This window comes from Streptomyces syringium (assembly GCF_017876625.1).
In the GTDB taxonomy this organism is placed as follows: Bacteria; Actinomycetota; Actinomycetes; order Streptomycetales; family Streptomycetaceae; genus Streptomyces; species Streptomyces syringius.
This window is the reverse complement of the sequence record NZ_JAGIOH010000001.1, coordinates 4,358,942-4,381,137: the sequence shown is the minus strand read 5'-3', so window position 1 is coordinate 4,381,137 and position 22,196 is coordinate 4,358,942. Positions and strand designations below refer to the sequence as shown.

The following is a 22,196-nucleotide window of genomic DNA, read 5'->3' as shown; positions in this document are numbered from 1 at the left end:
ATCAAGCGGCGATGACGTGCCGCTCCGCAGGGACCTCCCGCGGAGCGGAAGGCCGCACCGTGAGGGCGACCGCGAAGGCGACAACGAGCAGCCCGGCGCCCACGGCGAAGGCCAGGTGGTAGCCGCCGGTCAGGGCCTCGGCCCGGCTCCGCCCGTCCGCGAGGAGGGCGTCGGTGCGGGAGGCGGCCAGCGTGGAGAGCACCGCGACACCCAGGGCCATTCCGATCTGCTGGGTGGTGTTGAAGAGCCCGGAGGCGAGCCCGGCGTCCTCGCCTCCCGCGTCCGACATGCCGAGGGTGGTCAGCGCCGGGAGCGCGAGCCCGAAGCCGGCGGCGAGCAGCATGACCGGGAGCAGGTCGACGAGGTAGTTCGCGTGGACCGGGAGGCGGGTGAGCCACCCGAGGACCCCGATCAGGAGGGCGAGGCCGGCCAGCAGGACGTTGCGCTCGCCGAAGCGGGCGTTCAGGCGGGCGGAGACGCCCAGTGACACCGCGCCGATGACCGCCGCCGCGGGGAGCATCGCCAGGCCCGTCCTGGCAGCGCCGTATCCGAGGACCTTCTGCAGGTAGAGGGCGACGAGGATCTGGAAGGAGAAGAGGGCGGCCACCATGAGGACCTGGACCAGGTTGGCGCCCGCGACGCTCCGCGAGCGGAGGATCCGCAGCGGCATGAGCGGCGCGGCGGCGGTGGCCTGTCGGGCGACGAACGCGGCGAGCAGTACGGCGGCGAGGGCGCCGAGGACGAGCGTGTGCGCCGACGTCCAGCCGTGCTCCTCCACCTTGACGACGGTGTAGATCCCGAGCATCAGGCCGGCGGTGACGAGGACGGCGCCGAGGACATCGGCCCCGGCCTTGCGCCCGGCCCCACGGTCGGCGGGCAGCGCGGGCACGGCGAGGGCGAGGGCCGCGAGCCCGATCGGCAGGTTGATGAAGAAGATCCAGTGCCAGTCGAGCGCGTCGGTCAGGACACCGCCGAGCACCTGGCCGAGCGAGGCACCGGCCGCGCCGGTGAAGCTGAACACGGCGATCGCCCTGGCGCGTTCGGCGGGCTCGGTGAACAGCGTGACGAGGATGCCCAGGCTGACCGCGGAGGACATCGCGCTCCCGACCCCCTGGAGGAACCGGGCTGCTATCAGCATCGCGGGGGACGCGGCCATGCCCGCCAGCAGCGAGGCCGCGGTGAACACGGCGGTACCGGCCAGGAACATGCGCTTGCGGCCGATCAGGTCACCGAGCCGCCCGGCGAGCAGCAGCAGGCCGCCGAACGCGATCAGGTAGGCGTTGACGGTCCAGCTGAGGCCGGCGGGCGAGAAGCCCAGATCGGCCTGGATGGCCGGCATCGCCACCGTCACGATGCTGCCGTCGAGGACCGTCATCAGCATCCCCGCGGCGAGGACGCCGAGGGCCGGCCGACGCGACCGCCCTCGCTCTCGCGGGCGGGGAGCGGTGGAGGGAAGAGCGGGTGCGGCGGGCATGGCGGCCTCTCCTGTCAGTCGTGGCGACAGGAGGGACCGTAGCAGATAGTTCTGTTGTAGACGATCTATTTCAGAGCGACCCGGGGGTCCCCGGGTACGGCCCCGACGGACCTTCGTGACCCGGCCCAGGGGCCACCGCTCCTCACTTCTCGCGCTGGCGCGCGCGCCGAGCCGTCCGGGGCCCCTCGACGGGGACGGCGAGATGCCCGTCGACCAGGAGCTTCAGGGCCTTCAGCAGGGCCTTTCGGTCACCCTCGGGGAGCGCCGAGAGCGCCCCCTCGTGCACCCGGTCGACGATCTCCTGACTGCGCGCGGCGACCCGGGCACCCTCCTCGGTGACCGCGATGATCCGGGCCCGCCGGTCCCGGGCCGACGGCCGCCGCTCGGCGAGCCCGGCCTCCTCCAGGGCGTCCACGGTCACCACCATCGTGGTCTTGTCCATGTCCCCGAGCTCGGCGAGCTGCGCCTGGGTGCGCTCCTCCTCCAGGGCATGGACCAGCACGCAGTGCATGCGCGCGGTCAGCCCGATCTCCGCCAGCGCCGCCGCCATCCGCGTGCGCAGCACGTGACTGGTGTGGTCGAGCAGGAAGGAGAGGTCGGGTTCGGTGCGGGCGGGCGCCATGGCAGTCATGCGCACCAGCGTAACAATTCGATCCGTGGCGGATGATCTGGAAATTGACGTTCTCGTCGGCGATCAGTGACACCGGAGCCGGCCGTGAATGGGGAAAGCACGCGACCCCGCCCCGGCAAACGCCGGGGCGGGGTCGTGGTGTCAGTCCGGGAGCTGCGGTATCAGCCCGGGAAGGTTCAGCCGAGCTTGCCCAGCTGCGCGTCGGCGACAGCCTTCGGCTGCTCCGCCTTGCCGGCGAGGCTCATGGCGAAGAGGGTCGCGAGCGTGCTGCCCTTGCGCGACGCCACCACGTGGGTCGCGTTGGTCGCGCCCTCCGCGTCGAGCGTCAACGTGAAGGCGACCGCCTCGTCGCCGCCGCTGAAGGTGGCCGGCTCCACCTTCTTGATCTTCGTCTTGTCCGAGCCGACGATCATGGTGAAACCGCCGGTGCAGGCCTTGCCCGCCGCGCTCAGCTCGGCGAGGGCCTCCTGGGCGCCCTTGCCCTCGTAGGAGCCGAGGACGTCGGAGGTGATCGTCGCGCCGAGGGCGCTCAGACCGGCCTTCGCCTTCTCCTCGGGGGAAGCGTTCTCGGCCGGCTTCGTCGGCATCGCCATGATCTTGCGCACCGAGGTCGCGGCGGGCTTGCCACCGGACTGGAGCGTCATGGCGTCGAGGAGCGGCTTGCACTCGGCCTTGTCGGTGGTGGCGGCCTTCACGGAGGCGAGGTCCGCCTCGCTCGCGTTGGTGACCTTGTGGCCCTTCAGGTCGGCATCGACCAGCATGAGCTTGTCCAGCTCGGCCTTGGTGAGGACCTTGCCCGCGGGCGCGTTCTCCTTGCCCTTCTCCTTGCCCTCGGAGGAGGAGTCGGCGGCAGGCTTGTCGGACGACCCGCAGGCACCGACGAGCAGCGCGAGCGAAACGGCCGAGGCGGCGACGGCGGTACGGCGAACGATGGTGCGGCGCATGAAACGGCTTTCCTTCTGTCTCGGTGAACAACGCTCCCCACGCGAAGTTCACTCGACCGGTGACACGCGGAATTTGTTGTGGACACTGAAAATAAGGCCTGTTCCCGCCTTGCGATCAGGGGAATGCCCCCTACCTTCGCAATCGTGACGCCCACGCAATCCCAGGGCCATCCAATCGAGACGCATTCGCGTACAACCTTTGCGGGCGTGACCGACGCCACTCCGGGCGGACCGCCGGCCCAGCCGTAACTGGACTGCCGGCCGTCAGGCGGCAGCCTCGGCGGCGGCCAGTACGGGGTAGTCGGTGTACCCGGCCTCTCCGCCGACGTACATCAGGCCCCCGTCCCCCACCGGGTTGAGCGGCGCGCCGACGCGCAGCCGTTCGACGAGGTCGGGGTTGGCCAGGAACGCGCGACCCAGCGAGATCAGGTCGGCTCCCGCGGCCAGCAGCCGCTCGCCCGCCGACCGGCCGCCGTCGGCGGGCAGCGGCCCTCCCCACCCCAGCGCGGGATTGGCCATCAGGGTGCCCGGCCAGGCCTTCCGGATGTCCTGGAAGAGGGGCTCTTCCGGGTCGGCGAAGACGACGTGCAGATAGGCCAGGTCCGCGTCCGCCAGCGCCTCGACGAAGGCCGGGTAAATGCTCGCGGTGTCGCCCTCGTCGATGCCGTTGACGGTCACTCCCGGCGAAATGCGCACGCCCACCCGCTCGGGGCCGATGGCCTCGGCGACGGCCCGGACCACCTCGACGGCGAACCGGATGCGGCCGGCGACCGAGCCGCCGTAGGCGTCGGTGCGGCGGTTGGTGCCCCGCGCCATGAACTGGTGCAGCAGATGACCGTTGGCGGCGTGCACCTCCACCCCGGCGAAGCCGGCGTCCACGGCATTGCGGGCGGCGGCGGCGAAATCGGCCACGGTGGAGCGGATGTCCTCAAGGGACATCTCCCGGGGCACGACGGCTTCCTGGCGGCCACTGGGCGTGTGGATCGTCTCCGGGAGCGGTATCGGCGACGGCGCGAGGGGTGTCAGCCCGCTGTTGTCGGGGTGGCCGACCCGGCCGCCGTGCTGGAGTTGCAGGAACATCCGGCCGCCCGCGGCACGCACCGCGCCGGTGACGTTCCGCCATCCCGCCACGTGCGCGTCGTTGTGGATGGCGGGAATGTTGGGATACGTCTGCCCCACCGCGTTCGGCGTGGCGGCCTCGGCGATGATCAGCCCCGCGGAGGCGCGCTGCGCGTAGTACGTGGCCATGATCGGCGTGGGGACGCCGTCGGCACCGGCGCGGTTGCGGGTCAGCGGCGCCATCACCAGACGGTTCGGCAGCGCCAGAGCGCCGAGGCGGAAGGGCTCGAAGAGGCGGGAGTCAACTCGTGTGTTCGTCATGGCCGTACGGTAAAAGTTGACACTGGTGTCAGGTTCAAATGAGCACATCGGCGGACGGGGTGGGGAATGCGGATCGGTGAACTGGCTCGGCGCACCGGCGTGAGCGAGCGGTCGTTGCGCTACTACGAGACGCAGGGCCTGCTGAGGGTCGAGCGCACCCCCAGCGGCCACCGCGTCTACGGCGACTGGGCGGTCGACCGGGTCATCCGGATCCAGGCGCTCTACGCCGCGGGACTGAACAGCAAGAAGATCGCACTGCTGCTCCCCTGCATGCGGGACACCGACGGCGGCCCGTCCGAGATCGCCACCCCGCAGCTGGTCACCGAACTCGCCACGGAACGGGACCGCATCAACCGCATGATCGGCGACCTGGTCCGCTCCCGCGACGTCCTGGACGAGGTGATCGACACGGCCTCGGACCGCCTCCGGCCCACCCCGGTCGAACCCTAGGGCGTGTCCACGACCGGTCCGGCGCCGTCGGCCCGCACGTCGGCGATCACGCAGCTGACGTTGTCGGGCCCGCCGGACTCGTTGGCCAGGGCGACCAGTCGGCGTACCGCCTCCTCCGGGTCGACGACCGTGGTGAGGACCTTGCGCACTTCCTCCGTCGGCACCACGGCGGACAGGCCGTCGGAGCAGAGCAGATAGCGGTCCCGGTGCCGGGCGTCGTGCAGCCGCAGGTCCGGGGTGGCGCCGCCGCCCCCGGCCAGGGCCCGTATCAGCAGCGACCGCTGCGGATGGGACGCAGCTTCCTCCGGGGTGATGCGTCCCTCGTCGACCAGTGACTGCACCATGGTGTGGTCGTGGGTGATCTGGAACAGCTCCCCGTCACGCAGCAGGTAGGCCCGGGAGTCGCCGATGTGGACGAGGGCCAGCTGCGATCCGGTCCAGAGCATCGCGGTGAGCGTGGTGCCGACCTCTTCCGGAGAAGGGTCGGTCACGGCGACGCCGCGCACGGCCCGGTCGGCCTGTTCGATGGCGTCCTCGAGGACGTTCAGGAGGTTGCCCGCCGCGATGCCCTCGGTTTCGAGGTACTTGAGGGCGTCGATGGCCGCGGCGCCGGCGGGGGCTCCGCCACGGCCGTACCCGTCGGCGACGGCGAGCAGCCGGGATCCGGCGTAGACGGAGTCCTGGTTGCTCTCGCGAACCAGGCCCGCGTCGGAGAGCGCCGCGTAACGGATGCCGAGGGGCTGGGCGGTCGGGGTCATGGCAGGGTCCTTCCAGGACAGATGGCCGATGAGGAAGGTGGCCAGATCCCGCCGTGCGGCGGTGTCGGCCTCGACCTCGGCCCAGAACGCGCGGACCTCCTGCGCCGCCGTGTCGCCCACCAGCCCGCAGACGTGCTGGATGCGGGCCAGGGGCATGCCCAAACGGCGGAGCCAGGCGACCAGACGGGCCTGGTCCAGCTGTTCCGGGGCGTAGAGGCGGTAGCCGGTCACCGGGTCGACGCGGGCGGGGGTCAGCAGGCCCAGTTCGTCGTAGAGACGCAGTGCCTTCGGTGACAGCCGGGACGCTTTCGCGAACGCCCCGATGGTCAGCAACCCCATGCTCGCTCCTCCTCATGCCGGGCACCTCGCCCGGCTCCTGTGATGCTGTGGCCTCCCCCAAGGTGAAGGTCAACCGGCTTCCCGGGCCGTCCGCCCGGCACCGGCTCGATGCGCCGACTAGGGGCGCCGGGCCAGTGCGGCGTCGGCAGCGGCGAGGATATTGCCGAAGGTGCGGGTGATGATCGGCCGCGCGACGCGCCGGGTGAGGAAGGGGCCGATCAACGGGACGGGGATCTCGGCGCGGGTCGTCCAGCACACCCGGGTGCCGCCGTCGGTCTCGGTGAACGTCATACGGCCGACTTCGTGCCTGGCCGGCGGCAGGCTGCGCTCGACGACGTACTCGGTGGCGTACGGCGGGTCGTAGTGGCTGATGCGCTCCCGGAACCAGCCGATCATCCAGAGGTGACTGCGCACCGCGCCGAGGCCGTACGGCGCGGTCTCACCCTGCCGGGTCAGACGGCATCGCAACACCAAAGGCGAGGCGGTGTAGTTGGTGGTCGTGGTGAGCCAGGCGAAGACGTCGTCGATCGGTGCGTCGATGGTGCGCTCGACGATCATGGTTTCCATGGCTGGCGTTCTCCCCTGTTGAGTAGGCGCACCGCATCGGCGCGGTGCAGCTTGTCCGGGTTGCGCATGACGTAGAGGCCGGTGATCTGTCCGTCGTGGATCTCGAAGGCGAGCAGCCAGTCGAGTTCACCGTCGGTGAGGGAGCGTGCCGCGGGCATGCCGTTGTAGGTGGCGTGCTCGATGCGGGTCGTCGCGGTGACGCTGGTGCGGGCCACGCCGAGCACGAACCGGGCGACGTCGGCACGGCCCGTGATGGGGTGACGGGCGGCGGACACCTTCCCGCCGCCGTCGGAGACCTGCACGACGTCGGGCGCCAGCAGGTCCATCAGCGCCTGCACTTCGCCGGTCGTCGTGGCGTGCAGGAACCGCTGGACGATCTCCCGGGTGGCCGCGGAGTCGGGCTCGAAGCGGCGGCGCCGCGCGTGGACGTGCCGGCGTGCGCGGTGGGCGATCTGCCGGACGGTGACCTCGGTCTTCCCGATCGAGGCGGCGATCTCGCCGTGGGTGTAGCCGAACACGTCGTGCAGCACGAACACCGCGCGCTCGGCCGGGTTCAGCGTCTCCAGGACGAGCATCATGGCCATCGACACCGACTCGCTGAGGATCACGTCCTCGCTCACCTCGGGCGCGGTGCGGATCGGCTCGGGCAGCCACGTGCCGACGTACTCCTCGCGCCGCGCCTTGACCGCGCGCAGATGGTTGAGGGCCTGCCGGGTCACCACGCGGACCAGATAGGCACGCGGATGCCCGACCGCGGCCTGATCGACCGCGCTCCACCGCAGATAGCTCTCCTGCAGCACGTCCTCGGCGTCGGTGGCACTGCCCAGCATCTCGTAGGCAATGGTGAACAACAGCGGACGGTGCTCGGTGAAGGCGTCCACCACACTCGGCTCCTCTCTTCGGCCACCCACGAGACACCACGCACCGGCGAACCGTGACAGCCCGCCGCTGTGATCCGCTTCACAGCGGCGTGGTGCCATGGACGCGGCTACCGTTTTGGCCATGCCCGAACTGAAAGCGCGGAATGTCGGCCCGTCCGGTATCGAGATCGCCTACGAACGTTTCGGCGCACCCGGCGCACCGCCGGTCCTCCTGATCACGGGGGCCGGCGCACAGATGATCAATTGGCCGGAGGGCTTCTGCCAGGCGCTGGTGGATCGCGGCCTGCACGTGATCCGGTTCGACACCCGCGACAGCGGCCGGTCGACGCACTTCCCCGACGCGCCCGTGCCGGACTTCCCGGCGGCCCTGGCCGGTGACCTCTCGACGGCGTCCTACTCGCTCTCCGACCTGGCGGCCGACACCGTCGGCCTGCTCGACGCGCTCGGCCTGGACGGCGTGCACCTCGTCGGCACCTCGATGGGCGCGATGATCGCCCAGATGGTCGCGATCGAGTATCCGGACCGGGCGCTCTCGCTGACCTCGATGATGTCCACGACCGGTGAACCCGGCGTGGGGGAGGCCGACTTCTCGGTGTTCGCCGGGCTGGGAGGGCCACCGCAGGACCGGGAGGCGTTCGTCGAGTGGCAGGTGCGCGCCCTGCGCCTCGCCGCGGCAGCGGGATCCGCGTTCGACGCGGCCGCCGCGGCCGAACGGTCCGGGCGGGTCTTCGACCGCGGTTACGACGCCCTCGGCATGCAACGCCAGGCACTCGCGGTCATAGCGACGGGCGACCGCACCGCACGGCTGCGCTCCCTGCGACTGCCCACCCTGGTGATGCACGGCGCCGCCGACGTCGTGTGCGATGCCAGTGGCGGCCGGGCCACGGCCGCCGCCGTTCCGGGTGCCGAACTGGTGATCCTGGAGGGGATGGGCCACGCGCTGCCCCAGGAGTTGTGGCCCGAACTCGCCACCCGCATCGCCGCACTCGTCCACCGCGCCGAGGGCTGCCCGTCCCGCTGAAGCTGCGGCGGCCGGGCCGGCCACGCCCCGGGCACGGCACCTGACGTCGGACACCTGAGTCGCTCGTCCTCGCCTCCCTCGTCCCGGAATGGTGCGCCCACCGGCCGTGCGGGGGCGGGGCCGTCCCCTTTCGGCGTTCCAGGCGGCGCGTATCGTCGCTGGTCAAGGTGGGTGCCACCGTTCTACCGTCCCGAAGTGGGGGAGAGTTCTGGCGATTGGGACGCTCTCGTCCTTACGTTCGGGACGTCAAGGCGCCGCCCCGCCGGTTCCGACCGAACCAGCGGGTGAGCGGGCCGAAGTCTCAGAACCAGGGAGGTCGCCTTGCGTCGTCTCGCGCGCACACTCGGCGTACTCGGCGGGAGCACTCTGCTCACGCTCGGTCTCACTCAGTCAGCCAATGCCGCAGTCGGGAATTTGCACCTCGGGCAACGTGTCATCACCGATCCCGCCCGGTGGTCGTGCCATACCGCACCTGCGTTGAACCTGGTGGTGAACAACTACACCAACTCCCCGGTGGCGGTCTTCGACCAGCCGGGATGCGGAGGCAACCTCGTCGGCATGGTGTGGCCGGTCAACAACGGCTTCTTCCCCAGGGGATGGAGCGTCCGCGTCATGCAGTAAGCACCATCGCGGCGGACCTTGCACCCGCTCCAGCCAGTCCGACAGGACCAGCGCCTCGCTCGACCTTCCTGCCCCGCAGGCTTGCCGAAATGGCAACGCCGATAGCGCCAGGTGACTTTCGCGCCGCATGATCGATCGGTGCCCGCCGACCGCCCGCGAACCGAGGAGAAGCCCATGCCACCCGAGCCGACCGCCGCGCTCCGCCACCGCACCGTCGAAGCCCCCGCCGGGCGCCTGCACTGGGCCGAGCAGGGCACCGGCCCGCTGGTCCTGCTCGTGCACGGCTTCCCCGAGTCCTGGTACTCCTGGCGCCGCCAACTCCCGGCCCTCGCCGCGGCCGGGTACCGGGCAGTGGCGATCGACGTACGCGGCTACGGCCGCTCCTCCAAGCCCGCCGCGACCGACGCCTACCGCATGCTCGACCTGGTGGAGGACAACGTCGCCGTCGTGCGCGCCCTCGGTGAGGAAAGCGCGGTGGTCGTCGGCCACGACTGGGGCTCCAACATCGCCGCCGCCTCCGCCCTGCTCCACCCGGAGGTCTTCCGCGCGGTCGGCTTGCTGAGCGTCCCGTACGCGCCGCCCGGCGGCCCCCGCCCCACCGACGTCTTCGGCCGGATCGGCGGCCCCGAGCAGGAGTTCTACGTCTCCTACTTCCAGGAGCCCGGCCGCGCCGAGGCGGAGATCGAGCCCGACGTACGGGGCTGGCTCGCGGGTTTCTACGCGGCACTGTCCGCCGACACCATGCCGGCCGAGGGCGAACCCGACCCGCACTTCGTCGCCCTGGGCCGTCAGCTGCGCGACCGTTTCCCCGCCGGCCCGCTCCCGGCCTGGCTGACCGAGGACGACCTCGACGTCTACGCCGGGGAGTTCGAACGCACCGGCCTGACCGGCGCCCTCAACCGCTACCGCAACATGGACCGCGACTGGGAAGACCTCGCTCCCCACCGCGGCGCCCCGATCACACAGCCCGCCTTGTTCATCGGCGGCGCACTGGACGCCTCCACCACCTGGATGGCCGACGCCATCGACGCCTACCCCACCACCCTCCCCGCCCTGTCCGCCTCCCACCTCCTGGACGGCTGCGGCCACTGGATCCAGCAGGAACGCCCCGACGAGGTCAACAGCCTGCTGACCGGCTGGCTCGCCACCATCCAGGCATGAACCAGGCGGGCCGCCTGTCAGCGCTCTGGTTGCACTCGCGGGCATTTCCAGGCCGAGTTGTCACCCGTCGCGGTTCGGAGCCGCGGAAGAACCATGCGGGCGATCCTGTGCACCGCTCCGCAAGTCACAGCCGTGGCAACAGGCGCTGAAGTGAGGCTCGACAGACGACGGCGCAGGAACATGCTGGGGGGCGTCAGGTCTCGAAACGGCGGCGGGCGGCCTCGATGTGACCGAGGTAGGTGTGGGTCCAGTCGCACATTCCATCGACCGTGGCGCGCAGTCCCCGGCCCGGCTCGGTGAGGGTGTACTCGACCCGGGGTGGCACCGTGGGATGCACGGTGCGCACGACCAAGCCGTTGCGCTCCAGCATGCGCAGGTTCTGGGTGAGCATCTTGTGGCTGATGCCCTCGATCTCATTCCGCAGTTCACTGAAGCGCAGGGTGCGTTCGCCGAGATTCTCGATGATGAGAAACGCCCACTTGTTGGCGACGTCGGAGAAGATCTCCCGTGCCAAGGAGTCCGCGCGCCTCAGGTCCGCTTCCTCGGGTGATCCCCTGAACTGCTTGGTCACCATAAGGTTCCCCAGTCACTGAAAAGTGCGTTCTTCCACGTCAGCGGTCACTCTCCTACGGTTCCTCAGTAACCACAAGAGAGCAGAGCGTCTTGGTCGCATGGCCGCGAGCCCGCGGGCGCTCAGGAGAAGGAGGCAGGCAACATGGCCCTCACCTTGGTGAACCCCAGCGGATTGCCGGAAATCGATGTCTACCGACAGGTGTCGATCGCGTCCGGGTCGAAGCTGGTCTTTGTCGCGGGGCAGGTGGCCTGGGATGCCGAGGGAGTCACGGTTGGCGAAGGTGACCTCGCCGCCCAGGTCGAGCAGTGCTACCTCAACATCTGCACCGCCCTGGCCGCAGTCGGCGGCTCCTTCGACGACGTGGCGAAACTGACCTTCTACGCCGTCGACTGGACCCCCGACAAGATGCCCCTGCTCCTGGAGGGCATCTCCCGGGCCGCAGCGAAGCTGGGGGTCGCCCCGGTTCCGCCGTCCACGCTGATAGGCGTTGCGGCACTCGACGTCCCCGAGCACCTGGTCGAGATCGAAGCCACCGCGATCCTCGACTGAACAAGTGCTCTCCGCCCGCCGAGCACCGAAGTGGCCGACTACGGCGCTCAGCGGCCAGGCCGGCTGGCGCCCTCAGCCGCACCGGGCCCGGACGCACTTTTGCAAGCAGTTGCTTGCAAAAGTTAGCAAGATGCGGCAGCATCGGCTCCATGGCATCACTCAACGTCGGCAACCTCGGTGAGTACCTGCGGGAACAACGCCGCAGCGCGCAGCTGACCCTGCGCCAGCTCGCCGATGCCGCGGGAGTGTCCAACCCGTATCTCAGCCAGATCGAGCGCGGCCTGCGCAAGCCGAGCGCCGAGATCCTCCAGCAGCTGGCCAAGGCGCTGCGGATCTCCGCCGAGACCTTGTACGTACAGGCCGGGATCCTCGACGAACGGGACAGGGAAGAGGCGGAGGTCCGCAGTGTGATCCTCGCCGACCCCTCGATCAACGAGCGGCAGAAGCAAGTGCTGCTCCAGATCTACGAGTCCTTCCGCAAGGAGAACGGGCTCGCGACGGACGACGACGGCAAAGACGCCGGCACACCTTCGAGCTGATCCGGGAGATCATCGCCATGGCCATCGCCCAAGACATCCGCAAGGCCGCCACCGACACCGCCTACGCCGCGGCCGGCGCGGCCGATCTGACCGCCGAGAAGATCGGGCAGCTCGTCACCGAGGCGCCCGAGCGCATCGAGAAGCTGCGCAAGACCGACCCCAAGGCCGTCCAGGAAAAGGTGACGCAGCAGGCCAAGGAGGTGCAGACCACGGTGAGCACCAAGTTCACCGAGATCATCGGCACCCTCGACACCGATGTGAAGAAGCTGGGGCAGACGGCGCAGGACCTGGCGCTCCAGGGCGTCGGGCAGGCCGTCGGCCTCGCGGCCGCCGCCGGTGAGAAGTTCGAGCAGCTGGCCGACCGCGGCCGCGGTGCCGTGAAGACCTGGCGCGGCGAGGCCGCCGAGGAGGTCGCGGAGATCGCCGTGGCCATCGAGCCGGACAGCGAGCCGCAGACGGACGGCCAGGCCGCCAAGGGCGAGCAGTCCGAGGCCGCGCAGGACTCCGACGCCGCGGCCCAGGACGACACCAAGCCCGCCGCGAAGAAGACCACCGCCCGCAAGCCCGCCGCGAAGAAGACCGACCCGAAGCCCGGCGAGTAACCACTCCTCAGCGGTCCGGGGGCGCGTGCCGCGTGCCCGGACCGCTGTTGCGGGTACGGTGGCGCGCAAGCGTCCGCGATGAATCGACCTTGAGGTGAGCCGCGTGTTGGTGGACGGGTTCGGCAGCGCCCTGGACTGGCTCGGGGAATGGCTCCCCCGCGTGCTATGCCTGTTCGCCCTGGCCGCGGTCGTCGACGCCGCGACCACCCGCGAGGACGCCTTCCGGGCGATCGGCAAGCAGACCAAGCGGTTCTGGATCGTCGTCACGGCCCTCGCCGCCCTTGTCTCCGGGCTGCCCTCCGCCCGCTATCTGGGCGGCGGCTGGGCCTCGCTGGCGGGGATCTTCGGCGGGCTGGGATTCCTCCTCATCCTCGCCGCCCTCATCGCCACGATCGTCTACTACGTGGACGTCCGCGCGTCCCTCAAGCAGATCAACGGCCGTCGCAGCTGGCCCAAGCCGCGTCGCTAACCGCCTCGCCGGCCGCTGAGCGTGTCCGGCGGCCGGCCAGGGCCTAGCCCCAGTCGAGCAGCAGAACGGCCAGGTCGTCCGTCAACTCGCCGCCGTTCAGCGCCCGGACCTCCGTCACGGCCGCGTCCAGCAGGTCCTCGCCGCGCAGCCCCTCCTTGACCTGGCGGGTGATCAACTCCACCACGCCCTCCTGGCCGAGCCGCTGCGTGCCCTCACCGATCCGGCCCTCGATCAGGCCGTCGGTGTACATCATCAGGCTCCAGGCGCCGCCGAGTTCGATCTGACGGCGAGGCCAGCGGGCGTGCGGCAGCAGACCGAGCGCCGGGCCGCCGTCCTCCTGCGGAAGCAGATAAGGGGCCTGCCCGGAGCGGACCACCAACGGGGCCGGGTGCCCGGCCAGGCACAACCCCGCCCGTCGGCCGTCCGGCGCTATGTCGACCGTGCACAGCGTCGCGAAGATCTCCTCGTCGGCACGCTCGTACTCCAGCACCTGCTGGAGCGTGGACAGCAGTTCGTCGCCCGACAGTCCGGCCAGCGTCAACGCACGCCACGCGATGCGGAGTTCCACACCGAGCGCCGCCTCGTCCGGGCCGTGGCCGCAGACATCGCCGATCATCGCGTGCACCGTGCCGTCGGGGGTACGGACCGTGTCGTAGAAGTCACCACCGAGCAGCGCCCGGCTGCGACCCGGCCGGTAGCGGGCGGCGAACCGCAGATCGGAACCCGCCAGCAGCGGCGTCGGCAACAGGCCGCGCTCGAGCCGGGCGTTCTCCTGCGCGGTCAGCCTCGACTGGGTGAGCTGCCACTGCGCGAGGTCCGCGCGCTTGCGCTCCACGGCGTAACGAATGGCCCGGCTGAGTACCCGCGCGTCGAGCTCGTCGCGGAAGAGATAGTCCTGCGCCCCGACCCGCACGGCCTCCGCCGCACGCTCGGCGTCCCCCTCGGGGACGAGCGCGAGCACGGCCTGACGCGGCGCGAGCCGCAGCACGGCGCGCAGCGTCTCGAACCCGTCGTCCGTCTCCCCCGGCAGGCACTCCACGCCCGCCAGGTCCAGATCGAGCAGGATGCACTGCACGTCATCGGTGAGCAGCCGCTCACCTTCGGTGAGATTACGGGCCGTACGGACCCGGACCGGCTTGCCCGCCGTGCCCCGCAGCTCGGAGAACGACAGCGATCCGCCGGGATCGTCCTCGATCACCAGCAGGGTCAGCCCGCCGTCGGGCAGCACGGCGGGCTGCTCCGCCGGGCTCGGCGCGGGTACGGCCATCGTTTCGGCTTCCTTCCCACCCCCCGAGGCACAGCACCCACCGACCGGCAGGCGCCGAACGCGACACTAGCGGCAAGGCTTGGGCCAACGGAATGGTGTGACGCCAAGCACCACTGTCATATGCCCTTTGCCTGACGGCATTTGGCGCGGGCGGGGCGAAATGACCAATGACAAACATCACGGGGGGACCGGCCGTCCGTTCGCTTGAACGTGGCCCCGGTCACGCTTTCCGCTGCGCGGGGGGCTTCGATCGTTGCCGGGTTCCCCGCGGTTTCCGCTGGCGCGGTGCCGTTGCCGCTGCGCGGGGCTGGTTCGGTGCGGTGTTCGGGCCTCCGCGGGCCTGTTGTACTACCCCGGCCGCACCACACCCAGAATCGGCATCGACCCCGCCCCGGCCAACGTCACCTGCCGGCCGGGCCTCGGCGCGTGGACCATCGTGCCGTCGCCCACGTACATGGCCACATGGCTGGCGTCCTTGAAGTAGATGACCAGGTCACCGGGGCGCATGTCCTTGACGTCGACCTTCGGGAGCAGGCGCCACTGCTCCTGGGACGTGCGGGGGATCGCGCGGCCGGCGGCTTCCCAAGCCCTGAGGGTCAGGCCGGAGCAGTCGAAGGTGTCGGGGCCCATCGCGCCCCAGACGTAGTTCTTGCCGATCTGCGCCGTCGCGAAGGCGACCGCCCGGCCACCCTCCGTGGTCGAGGCAGAGGAGCCAGAGCCAGAGGCATTCGCCCCCGCCCCCGCCTCCTTCAGCGTGACCGTCTTCACGGCCTCCGTGGCGAGCCACGCCCGCTGGGCCTCCCGGGCGCGTTCCTCCTCGATCCGGCGCAGCCGCTCCCGTTCCTTCTCCTCCAGCCGCTCCTCGAGCCGCTTGGCGTCCTTCAGCCGGGTCTCGATCTCCTTCTTCGCGTCCTCTTTCTTCTTCCGCTCGCCGTCGAGCTTCTTCCAGCGCTCGTCGGCGGCCTTCGCGTAGCCGTCGAGCTTCTTCTGGGTGGCCGCGACCTGGGCGAGCAGCCCGCGGGTGGCCTGTTCGCCCTTGTGGGCGAGGGAGACGCCGTCGAGGAAGGAGTCGGGTGCGGCGTCGAAGAAGAGCCGGGCGCCGTCCGGCATGCCGCCGGCGCGGTACCGGGAGCGGGCCAGGGCTCCGGCCTGGTTCTTGAGGCGGGTCATGCGTGCCTGGGCCGCGGTCACCGAGCGGGCGATCTCCACGATCGACTTCTCCTGGCGGGACTGCGCCTCGCTCGCCGCGTTGTAGGCATCCGTGGCTGATTCCGCCTTGCGGTAGAGGTCTTCCACTTCCCTGTGGACATCCTCCAGGCTCCGCTGCGGCGGGCTGGGATCCGCGTAGGCCACGCCCGGTGTGACGATCACCCCCGTCACGACCGCACAGACGAGCGCGGTCGCCACGGCCGTACGTCTGCCCCGGGTGTGGCCGAAACCCCTCACAGGCCCCGTACGGCCCACCGCCGCATCCGCGATCACGCCGCCGTTCCGCCTCACAGGACACCTCCGCGACTTCCGCCCCCACGCCTGACATGCCGTCACACGAGGAACGGATGGTGCCACGGAGGATCGAAAACCGGTAGGGATCTCTCACGGACTCGGCTGGAAACCGGCCCTTGGTCAGGGCCACCACACTGACGGCCGAGGTTCACCTTCCGTTCACTCTTCCCCATCGACCGCTTCACCTGTTCTGCCTAATTTCGACCGTGGAAGGTGCGAGCCGATCGGCCGAACAGGCCCCGCCCCCGTGCCGCCGACACTATGAATCAGCAGGTCAGCCCGTGTGATCAAGCGCGGCGCAGGCCGGCTGGCCGCTCAGCGGAACAGCACCACCGACCTCTCGCACGCCGCCTCGCGGCGGCTCCCGAAAGGAACACCCGAAAGTGAAGCTTCAGCGTAAGAACCGACTCCGCGCAGTCGCCCTCGGCGCCATCGCCGTTTCCGGTGCCCTGGTCCTCACCGCGTGCGGCTCGGACGACAACAGCGGCGGCGGCTCCACCGGCGGGGGCTCCACCCAGGGTGCCGGCAAGATCAAGTGCGAGGGCAAGGGCCAGCTGCTGGCCTCGGGCTCGTCCGCGCAGAAGAACGCCATGGACCTGTGGGTCAAGAACTACATGGCGGCCTGCAAGGACGTGCAGATCAACTACAAGCCCACCGGCTCCGGCGCGGGCATCCAGGAGTTCCTCCAGGGCAAGACCGCCTTCGCGGGCTCCGACTCGGCGCTCAAGCCGGAGGAGGTCGCGAAGTCCAAGCAGGTCGTCAAGGGCGGCCAGGGCATCAACCTCCCGCTGCTCGGCGGCCCGATCGCCATCGGCTACCACGTCCCCGGCGTGGACAACCTGGTCCTGGACGCGGACACCCTCGCCAAGATCTTCGACGCGAAGATCGAGAAGTGGAACGACGAGGCGATCAAGAAGCTCAACCCGGGCGCCAAGCTCCCCGACCTCAAGATCCAGGCGTTCCACCGCTCGGACGAGTCGGGCACCACCGACAACTTCACCAAGTACCTCAAGGCCGCCGCCGACAAGTCGTGGCCGTACGAGCCCGCCAAGGCGTGGAAGGCCAAGGGCGGCCAGTCCGCCGACGGCTCGGCCGGTGTGTCCTCGCAGGTCAAGCAGACCGCGGGCGCGATCTCGTACTTCGAGCTCTCCTACGCCACCGCCAACACGATCAAGACGGTGAAGCTCAACACCGGAGCCTCCGCCCCGGTCGAGGCCACCCCCGACAACGCGTCCAAGGCCATCGCCGAGGCGAAGATCGTCGGCACCGGCAAGGACCTCGCGCTCAAGCTCAACTACGCCACCAAGGCCGACGGCGCCTACCCGATCACCCTGGTGACGTACCAGGTCGTCGGTGACAAGGGCAACAAGGCCGAGACCCTGCCCGCCACCAAGTCCTTCCTGACCTACATCGCGAGCGAGGACGGCCAGGCAGTCCTCAAGGAGATGGGCTACGCCCCGCTGCCCGCCGAGATCGCGACGAAGGTCCGCGAGAACATCGCGAGCCTCTCCTGACCTTGTGCGGCCGGCCCCCGCTCACGGGAGCCGGCCGCACCATCCGGTGCACCGCCGCGCCAGGAGCCGAAGCCGGCTCCGCAGACCGGAGACCCGTGGATACCCAATGGACATAACCCCCGCAACTTCAGCAGCCCCGCCGCCCTTGTCGGGCGCCCCGGCCCCGGCCGAGCAGGCGAAGTCGGCCACCCGACCCGGTGACCGGATCTTCCTCGGACTCTCCCGCGGCTCCGGCATCCTGCTCCTGGTGATCATGGCTGCGATCGCCGTCTTCCTCGCCGTGCGGGCCGTGAACGCCCTCTCGCACAACGAGGGCAACTTCTTCACCACCTTCGAATGGAGCGCCAACTCCACCCCGCCGGTCTTCGGCATCGCGGTGCTGGCCTTCGGCACCGTGGTCAGCTCGCTGATCGCGATGCTGATCGCCGTGCCCGTCGCCATCGGGGTCGCGCTCTTCGTCTCGCACTACGCACCGCGCAAGCTCGCCACACCGCTGAGCTACGTGATCGACCTGCTGGCCGCCGTTCCGTCCATCGTCTACGGCCTGTGGGGCGCCCTGTTCCTGGTGCCGCACCTCGGCGGCCTCTACAGCTGGCTGAACGACTACCTCGGCTGGACCGGCATCTTCGAGTACCACGACGGTGCCGCCCGCTCGCTCTTCACCATCGGCATCCTGCTGGCGATCATGATTCTGCCGATCGTCACCAGCGTCAGCCGCGAGGTCTTCCTGCAGACCCCGAAGATGAACGAGGAGGCGGCGCTCGCGCTCGGCGCGACCCGCTGGGAAGTCATCCGGATGTCGGTCCTGCCGTTCGGCCGCTCGGGTGTCATCAGTGCCTCGATGCTCGGCCTCGGCCGCGCCCTCGGCGAGACCATGGCCGTGGCGACGGTGCTGTCCCCGAGCTTCCTGATCGGCAAGAGCCTGCTCGACCCGGGCGGCGGAACGTTTGCTCAGAACATCGCGAGCAGCTTCAAGGAGTCCGGTGAGATCGGCAAGGACGCCCTGATCGCCTCGGGTCTGGTGCTGTTCGTACTGACCCTGCTGGTCAACGGCGCCGCCCGAATGATCATCGCGCGCCGCAAGGAGTACACGGCATGAGCGTGACCATGGACAAGCCGCCGGTCGCCGACGGCGCCCCGCGCCCGTACACCCTGCACCAGCCCAGGCTGCCGCGCTGGACCCCGCCGGCCCTCGCGCTCGGCGCGGCCGCCGTGGCCGTCGGCATCGGCCTCGGCGCCGGGCTCGGCAGCCGGATCCAGTGGGGCCTGATAGCCGGCCTGCTCTTCGTCATCGGGATGTACGCCCTCGCCACCCGCGTCGAGGGCCGCCGGCAGGCCAAGGACCGCCTCGCCACCAGCCTGGTGTGGGTCTGCTTCCTGTGTGCCGTCGTCCCGCTGATCTCCCTGGTCTGGGAGACCGTCGCCCGGGGGGCCAAGGTCCTCGACGGCGGCTTCCTCACCCACTCGATGTCCGGTGTCCTGACCATCCAGCCCGGTGGCGGCGTCTACCACGCGATCATCGGCACCCTGGAGCAGGTCGGCATCGCCACCGCCATCTCGGCCCCGATCGGCCTGCTGACCGCCATCTACCTGGTGGAGTACGGGCGCGGCCGGCTCGCGAAGGCCGTCACGTTCTTCGTGGACGTCATGACGGGCATCCCGTCGATCGTCGCGGGTCTGTTCATCCTCAGCTTCTGGATCATCATGCTCGACTTCGGCTACTCCGGCTTCGCCGGTTCGATGGCCCTGTCGATCCTGATGATGCCCGTGGTGGTCCGCTCCACCGAGGAGATGCTCAAGCTCGTCCCCAACGAGCTGCGCGAGGCCTCCCTCGCCCTGGGCGTACCCAAGTGGCGCACGATCCTCAAGGTGGTCCTGCCCACCGCCATCGGCGGCATCGCCACCGGTGTGATGCTGGCGGTCGCGCGCATCGCCGGTGAGACCGCCCCGATCGTGCTCCTGGTGTTCGGCTCCCAGGTCATCAACAACAACCCCTTCGACGGAGCCCAGTCCTCCCTGCCGTACTACATCTACGAGCAGTGGGCGGCCGGCAACGAGGCCAGCTACGACCGCGCCTGGGCAGCGGCCCTGGTCCTCATCGCCTTCGTCATGATCCTGAACCTGGTGGCCCGCGGCATCGCCCGCTGGAAGGCCCCGAAGACCAGCCGCTGACGCGGCCACGAAAGAAGTTGATTCACATGGCCAAGCGCATCGACGTCGGCGGCCTGAACGCCTACTACGGCAGCCACAAGGCCATCGAGGACATCTCGATGACCGTCGAACCCCGCTCCGTGACCGCCTTCATCGGCCCCTCCGGCTGCGGCAAGTCCACCTTCCTGCGCACCCTGAACCGGATGCACGAGGTCACCCCCGGCGGCCGCGTCGAGGGCAAGGTGATGCTGGACGACGAGAACCTGTACGGCCCCGGCGTGGACCCGGTCTCCGTGCGCCGCACGGTCGGCATGGTCTTCCAGCGGCCGAACCCCTTCCCGACCATGTCGATCTACGACAACGTCGCCGCGGGCGTCCGGCTCAACGGCGGCCGCGTCCGCAAGGCCGAGCTGGACGGCATCGTCGAGAAGTCCCTCCAGGGCGCCAACCTCTGGAAGGAGGTCAAGGACCGGCTGAACAAGCCGGGAGCGGGCCTCTCCGGCGGTCAGCAGCAGCGTCTGTGCATCGCCCGCGCGATCGCCGTCGAGCCGCAGGTCCTGCTCATGGACGAGCCCTGCTCGGCGCTGGACCCGATCTCCACCCTCGCCATCGAGGATCTGATCGGGGAGCTGAAGGAGCGCTTCACGATCGTCATAGTGACGCACAACATGCAGCAGGCGGCCCGCGTCTCGGACCGTACGGCGTTCTTCAACCTCGCGGGCGTCGGCCAGCCGGGCAAGCTCGTCGAGATCGACGACACCGAGCGGATCTTCTCCAACCCGTCGGTGCAGGCCACGGAGGACTACATCTCCGGCCGCTTCGGATAGACCGGCCGCCTCCCCCAGGCGCCTTGCGGCGCTGCATGGCGGTGCCGCCGCAAGGCAACGGGCCCGCCCCCTGTGACTACCAGGGGGCGGGCCCGTGTCCTTCCCGCGCCGCTCACGCGCGGGACCGGCTCAGCCGAAGGCGAGATACACGATCCAGTAGCTGAACGCGGCGACCGCCGCGGCAGCCGGCATGGTGATGAACCAGCCGAGCACGATGTTCTTCGCGACACCCCAGCGCACCGCGCGCGAGCCCTTGGTCGAGCCCACGCCCATGATCGCGGAGGTGATGACGTGCGTGGTCGAGATCGGCGCGTGGAACATGAACGACGCCGTGTACATGACCGATGCCGCCGTCGTCTCGGCCGCGAAGCCCTGCGGCGGGTCCAGCTCGATGATCCGACGGCCCAGCGTCCGCATGATCCGCCAGCCGCCCGCGTAGGTGCCGAGCGACAGCGTCAGCGCACAGGCCACCTTGACCCAGACCGGAATCGCGGCGCCCGCGTCCTGGACGTCGGCGATGACCAGTGCCATCACCACGATGCCCATGGTCTTCTGCGCGTCCTGGAGACCGTGGCCGAGCGCCATGCCCGCCGCCGAGACCGTCTGCGCGATCCGGAAACCGCGCTTGGCCTTGTGCGGGTTGGCCTTCCGGAACATCCACATGATCACGACCATCACCAGATAGCCGAGGATCAGCCCGACGAAGGGCGACAGGAACATCGGGATGACGACCTTCTCGAGGACACCCGACCAGATGACGGTCGTGCCTCCCGCGAGAGCCGCGCCGACCATGCCGCCGAACAGCGCGTGCGAGGACGACGAGGGCAGCCCGAAGTACCAGGTGATGAGGTTCCAGGCGATCGCGCCGATCAGCGCGGCGAAGAGGATGCCCATCCCCTTGTCGCCCACCGGCGTCTCGATCAGGCCCTTACTGACGGTCTTGGCGACCCCGCTGCCCAGGAAGGCACCGGCGAGGTTCATCACCGCCGCCATCGCGAGGGCCGCGCGCGGGGTCAGCGCCCGCGTGGAGACCGAGGTCGCGATGGCGTTCGCGGAGTCGTGGAAGCCGTTGGTATACGTGAAGCCGAGCGCGACCGCGATGGTCACGACGAGTGCGAACGTGTCCACCGGGGGTCAGGACTCCTTGACCGCGATGGTCTCGACGGTGTTGGCGACGTGCTCGAACGCGTCGGCCGCCTCCTCCAGCACATCGACGATCTGCTTGAGCTTCAGCACCTCGATGGCGTCGTACTTGCCGTTGAAGAGCTGGGCGAGGAGCTTGCGGTGAATCTGGTCCGCCTGGTTCTCCAGCCGGTTCACCTCGATCCAGTACTCCGTGAGGTTGGTCATGGTCCGCAGGTTCGGCATCGCCTCGGCGGTGAGCTCCGCGGCCCGCGCGAGGACCTCGATCTGCTGCTCGACGCCCTTCGGCAATTCCTCGACCTGGTAGAGGACGACCAGGTCGACCGCCTCTTCCATGAAGTCCATGATGTCGTCGAGCGAGCCGGCGAGGGTGTAGATGTCCTCGCGGTCGAACGGCGTGATGAAGGAGGAGTTCAGCTGGTGGAAGATCGCGTGCGTCGCGTCGTCACCCGCGTGCTCCGCTGCCCGCATCCGCTCGGCGATCTCGGCCCGGGCGGAGGTGTCCGCTCCGAGCAGTTCCATGAGGAGCTTGGAGCCCGTGACGATGTTGTCCGCGGACGCGGCGAACATGTCGTAGAAGCTCGTCTCCCTGGGGGTCAGACGAAAGCGCACGTGGGATCCTCGGGGTGCAGCGGATTCGGTCTCGTTGATGCTAGGCGCATCATCCGGCCACAGCTAACTGGCATTCCCTCAGTGTCGCCCATCGGGCAGAGTGCTCGCCCAGGCGGTACCGCCTCCTGGCCGTCTTCCGGCCGTCTTCGGCGATAAATTTCGGTACCATATACCCGTCGGGGGTATGCATCGGGGTATACGAACCGTTATACGCACCGC

At 69.8% G+C, this 22,196-nt stretch carries 24 protein-coding genes; 12 read left to right on the top strand and 12 right to left on the bottom strand.

Going from position 1 to position 22,196, the window contains the following annotated elements; translation table 11 throughout:
• Window position 1: 1 nt before the first annotated feature.
• From JO379_RS19555 to JO379_RS19540, 4 genes are all read right to left on the bottom strand, one after another.
• A complete protein-coding gene (locus tag JO379_RS19555) occupies window positions 2-1,474 on the bottom strand; it encodes an MFS transporter (RefSeq protein ID WP_209516098.1) in 1,473 nt (490 codons plus the stop codon).
• Between the two features lie 142 nt (window positions 1,475-1,616).
• On the bottom strand, window positions 1,617-2,105 hold the full coding sequence (locus tag JO379_RS19550; RefSeq protein WP_209516095.1) for a MarR family winged helix-turn-helix transcriptional regulator: 489 nt from the start codon (window positions 2,103-2,105) through the stop codon (window positions 1,617-1,619).
• 176 nt (window positions 2,106-2,281) lie between these two features.
• Window positions 2,282-3,049 (bottom strand): hypothetical protein, encoded by a 768-nt coding sequence (locus JO379_RS19545; RefSeq protein WP_209516092.1) that lies wholly within the window; start codon window positions 3,047-3,049, stop codon window positions 2,282-2,284.
• 264 nt (window positions 3,050-3,313) lie between these two features.
• Window positions 3,314-4,429, bottom strand: coding sequence for an alkene reductase (locus tag JO379_RS19540; RefSeq protein WP_209516089.1), 1,116 nt, complete (start codon window positions 4,427-4,429; stop codon window positions 3,314-3,316).
• Window positions 4,430-4,495: 66 nt separating this feature from the next.
• Between JO379_RS19540 and JO379_RS19535 the strand changes: the two genes are divergently transcribed.
• Window positions 4,496-4,879 carry a MerR family transcriptional regulator gene (locus JO379_RS19535; protein ID WP_209516085.1) on the top strand — a complete coding sequence of 128 codons (384 nt, stop codon included), beginning with the start codon at window positions 4,496-4,498 and terminating at the stop codon, window positions 4,877-4,879.
• On the opposite strand, the gene JO379_RS19530 is transcribed toward JO379_RS19535, so the two are convergent.
• The 3 genes from JO379_RS19530 to sigJ all read right to left on the bottom strand — a co-directional run bounded on the left by JO379_RS19530 (window position 4,876) and on the right by sigJ (window position 7,373).
• Window positions 4,876-5,976, bottom strand: a complete 1,101-nt coding sequence (locus JO379_RS19530) for a MerR family transcriptional regulator (protein WP_130879249.1) — start codon at window positions 5,974-5,976, stop codon at window positions 4,876-4,878. The two genes, JO379_RS19535 and JO379_RS19530, sit on opposite strands and share 4 nt — an antisense overlap.
• Before the next feature lie 117 nt (window positions 5,977-6,093).
• Window positions 6,094-6,543 (bottom strand): SRPBCC family protein, encoded by a 450-nt coding sequence (locus tag JO379_RS19525; RefSeq protein ID WP_130879248.1) that lies wholly within the window; start codon window positions 6,541-6,543, stop codon window positions 6,094-6,096.
• Window positions 6,531-7,373, bottom strand: a complete 843-nt coding sequence (gene sigJ / locus JO379_RS19520) for an RNA polymerase sigma factor SigJ (protein WP_245382295.1) — start codon at window positions 7,371-7,373, stop codon at window positions 6,531-6,533. The genes JO379_RS19525 and sigJ overlap by 13 nt, the downstream gene beginning before the upstream one ends.
• A 172-nt stretch (window positions 7,374-7,545) precedes the next feature.
• Between sigJ and JO379_RS19515 the strand changes: the two genes are divergently transcribed.
• The 3 genes from JO379_RS19515 to JO379_RS19505 all read left to right on the top strand — a co-directional run bounded on the left by JO379_RS19515 (window position 7,546) and on the right by JO379_RS19505 (window position 10,227).
• Window positions 7,546-8,445 (top strand): alpha/beta fold hydrolase, encoded by a 900-nt coding sequence (locus tag JO379_RS19515; protein ID WP_209516082.1) that lies wholly within the window; start codon window positions 7,546-7,548, stop codon window positions 8,443-8,445.
• A gap of 477 nt (window positions 8,446-8,922) precedes the next feature.
• On the top strand, window positions 8,923-9,066 hold the full coding sequence (locus JO379_RS19510; protein WP_165451582.1) for a hypothetical protein: 144 nt from the start codon (window positions 8,923-8,925) through the stop codon (window positions 9,064-9,066).
• 174 nt (window positions 9,067-9,240) lie between these two features.
• Window positions 9,241-10,227 carry an alpha/beta fold hydrolase gene (locus JO379_RS19505; RefSeq protein ID WP_209516078.1) on the top strand — a complete coding sequence of 329 codons (987 nt, stop codon included), beginning with the start codon at window positions 9,241-9,243 and terminating at the stop codon, window positions 10,225-10,227.
• Window positions 10,228-10,420: 193 nt separating this feature from the next.
• On the opposite strand, the gene JO379_RS19500 is transcribed toward JO379_RS19505, so the two are convergent.
• A complete protein-coding gene (locus tag JO379_RS19500; protein WP_130879245.1) occupies window positions 10,421-10,801 on the bottom strand; it encodes a winged helix-turn-helix transcriptional regulator in 381 nt (126 codons plus the stop codon).
• A 141-nt stretch (window positions 10,802-10,942) separates the two neighbouring features.
• Here JO379_RS19500 and JO379_RS19495 point away from each other — a divergent pair, with 141 nt between their 5' ends.
• The 4 genes from JO379_RS19495 to JO379_RS19480 all read left to right on the top strand — a co-directional run bounded on the left by JO379_RS19495 (window position 10,943) and on the right by JO379_RS19480 (window position 12,960).
• Window positions 10,943-11,350, top strand: coding sequence for a RidA family protein (locus tag JO379_RS19495; RefSeq protein ID WP_130879244.1), 408 nt, complete (start codon window positions 10,943-10,945; stop codon window positions 11,348-11,350).
• 149 nt (window positions 11,351-11,499) lie between these two features.
• Window positions 11,500-11,889 carry a helix-turn-helix domain-containing protein gene (locus JO379_RS19490; protein WP_130879243.1) on the top strand — a complete coding sequence of 130 codons (390 nt, stop codon included), beginning with the start codon at window positions 11,500-11,502 and terminating at the stop codon, window positions 11,887-11,889.
• Between the two features lie 17 nt (window positions 11,890-11,906).
• A complete protein-coding gene (locus JO379_RS19485; protein ID WP_130879242.1) occupies window positions 11,907-12,491 on the top strand; it encodes a hypothetical protein in 585 nt (194 codons plus the stop codon).
• Window positions 12,492-12,594: 103 nt separating this feature from the next.
• Window positions 12,595-12,960 carry a DUF2516 family protein gene (locus JO379_RS19480; protein WP_209516076.1) on the top strand — a complete coding sequence of 122 codons (366 nt, stop codon included), beginning with the start codon at window positions 12,595-12,597 and terminating at the stop codon, window positions 12,958-12,960.
• Between the two features lie 43 nt (window positions 12,961-13,003).
• On the opposite strand, the gene JO379_RS19475 is transcribed toward JO379_RS19480, so the two are convergent.
• A complete protein-coding gene (locus JO379_RS19475; RefSeq protein WP_130879240.1) occupies window positions 13,004-14,227 on the bottom strand; it encodes a PP2C family protein-serine/threonine phosphatase in 1,224 nt (407 codons plus the stop codon).
• Between the two features lie 348 nt (window positions 14,228-14,575).
• A complete protein-coding gene (locus tag JO379_RS19470; protein ID WP_242626188.1) occupies window positions 14,576-15,634 on the bottom strand; it encodes a C40 family peptidase in 1,059 nt (352 codons plus the stop codon).
• Window positions 15,635-16,113: 479 nt separating this feature from the next.
• On the opposite strand from JO379_RS19470, the gene pstS reads away from it, so the two are divergent.
• The 4 genes from pstS to pstB all read left to right on the top strand — a co-directional run bounded on the left by pstS (window position 16,114) and on the right by pstB (window position 20,222).
• A complete protein-coding gene (gene pstS, locus JO379_RS19465) occupies window positions 16,114-17,244 on the top strand; it encodes a phosphate ABC transporter substrate-binding protein PstS (protein WP_130879239.1) in 1,131 nt (376 codons plus the stop codon).
• Window positions 17,245-17,350: 106 nt separating this feature from the next.
• Window positions 17,351-18,343, top strand: coding sequence for a phosphate ABC transporter permease subunit PstC (gene pstC, locus JO379_RS19460; protein WP_130879238.1), 993 nt, complete (start codon window positions 17,351-17,353; stop codon window positions 18,341-18,343).
• Window positions 18,340-19,416 (top strand): phosphate ABC transporter permease PstA, encoded by a 1,077-nt coding sequence (gene pstA / locus JO379_RS19455; protein WP_130879237.1) that lies wholly within the window; start codon window positions 18,340-18,342, stop codon window positions 19,414-19,416. The genes pstC and pstA overlap by 4 nt, the downstream gene beginning before the upstream one ends.
• A gap of 26 nt (window positions 19,417-19,442) precedes the next feature.
• Complete coding sequence (gene pstB / locus JO379_RS19450; protein WP_130879236.1) at window positions 19,443-20,222, top strand: phosphate ABC transporter ATP-binding protein PstB; 780 nt, start codon at window positions 19,443-19,445, stop codon at window positions 20,220-20,222.
• Between the two features lie 129 nt (window positions 20,223-20,351).
• On the opposite strand, the gene JO379_RS19445 is transcribed toward pstB, so the two are convergent.
• Window positions 20,352-21,350 carry an inorganic phosphate transporter gene (locus tag JO379_RS19445; RefSeq protein ID WP_209516074.1) on the bottom strand — a complete coding sequence of 333 codons (999 nt, stop codon included), beginning with the start codon at window positions 21,348-21,350 and terminating at the stop codon, window positions 20,352-20,354.
• Between the two features lie 6 nt (window positions 21,351-21,356).
• On the bottom strand, window positions 21,357-21,977 hold the full coding sequence (locus JO379_RS19440) for a DUF47 domain-containing protein (protein WP_030367109.1): 621 nt from the start codon (window positions 21,975-21,977) through the stop codon (window positions 21,357-21,359).
• Between the last annotated feature and the right edge of the window lie 219 nt (window positions 21,978-22,196).

Coding starts and splice junctions, on each gene's coding strand:
- JO379_RS19555 (WP_209516098.1), bottom strand. CDS start 1,474: ATGCCCGCCGCACCCGCTCTTCCCTCCACCGCTCCCCGCCCGCGAGAG.
- JO379_RS19550 (WP_209516095.1), bottom strand. CDS start 2,105: ATGACTGCCATGGCGCCCGCCCGCACCGAACCCGACCTCTCCTTCCTG.
- JO379_RS19545 (WP_209516092.1), bottom strand. CDS start 3,049: ATGCGCCGCACCATCGTTCGCCGTACCGCCGTCGCCGCCTCGGCCGTT.
- JO379_RS19540 (WP_209516089.1), bottom strand. CDS start 4,429: ATGACGAACACACGAGTTGACTCCCGCCTCTTCGAGCCCTTCCGCCTC.
- JO379_RS19535 (WP_209516085.1), top strand. CDS start 4,496: ATGCGGATCGGTGAACTGGCTCGGCGCACCGGCGTGAGCGAGCGGTCG.
- JO379_RS19530 (WP_130879249.1), bottom strand. CDS start 5,976: ATGGGGTTGCTGACCATCGGGGCGTTCGCGAAAGCGTCCCGGCTGTCA.
- JO379_RS19525 (WP_130879248.1), bottom strand. CDS start 6,543: ATGGAAACCATGATCGTCGAGCGCACCATCGACGCACCGATCGACGAC.
- sigJ (WP_245382295.1), bottom strand. CDS start 7,373: ATGCTGGGCAGTGCCACCGACGCCGAGGACGTGCTGCAGGAGAGCTAT.
- JO379_RS19515 (WP_209516082.1), top strand. CDS start 7,546: ATGCCCGAACTGAAAGCGCGGAATGTCGGCCCGTCCGGTATCGAGATC.
- JO379_RS19505 (WP_209516078.1), top strand. CDS start 9,241: ATGCCACCCGAGCCGACCGCCGCGCTCCGCCACCGCACCGTCGAAGCC.
- JO379_RS19500 (WP_130879245.1), bottom strand. CDS start 10,801: ATGGTGACCAAGCAGTTCAGGGGATCACCCGAGGAAGCGGACCTGAGG.
- JO379_RS19495 (WP_130879244.1), top strand. CDS start 10,943: ATGGCCCTCACCTTGGTGAACCCCAGCGGATTGCCGGAAATCGATGTC.
- JO379_RS19490 (WP_130879243.1), top strand. CDS start 11,500: ATGGCATCACTCAACGTCGGCAACCTCGGTGAGTACCTGCGGGAACAA.
- JO379_RS19485 (WP_130879242.1), top strand. CDS start 11,907: ATGGCCATCGCCCAAGACATCCGCAAGGCCGCCACCGACACCGCCTAC.
- JO379_RS19475 (WP_130879240.1), bottom strand. CDS start 14,227: ATGGCCGTACCCGCGCCGAGCCCGGCGGAGCAGCCCGCCGTGCTGCCC.
- pstC (WP_130879238.1), top strand. CDS start 17,351: ATGGACATAACCCCCGCAACTTCAGCAGCCCCGCCGCCCTTGTCGGGC.
- pstA (WP_130879237.1), top strand. CDS start 18,340: ATGAGCGTGACCATGGACAAGCCGCCGGTCGCCGACGGCGCCCCGCGC.
- pstB (WP_130879236.1), top strand. CDS start 19,443: ATGGCCAAGCGCATCGACGTCGGCGGCCTGAACGCCTACTACGGCAGC.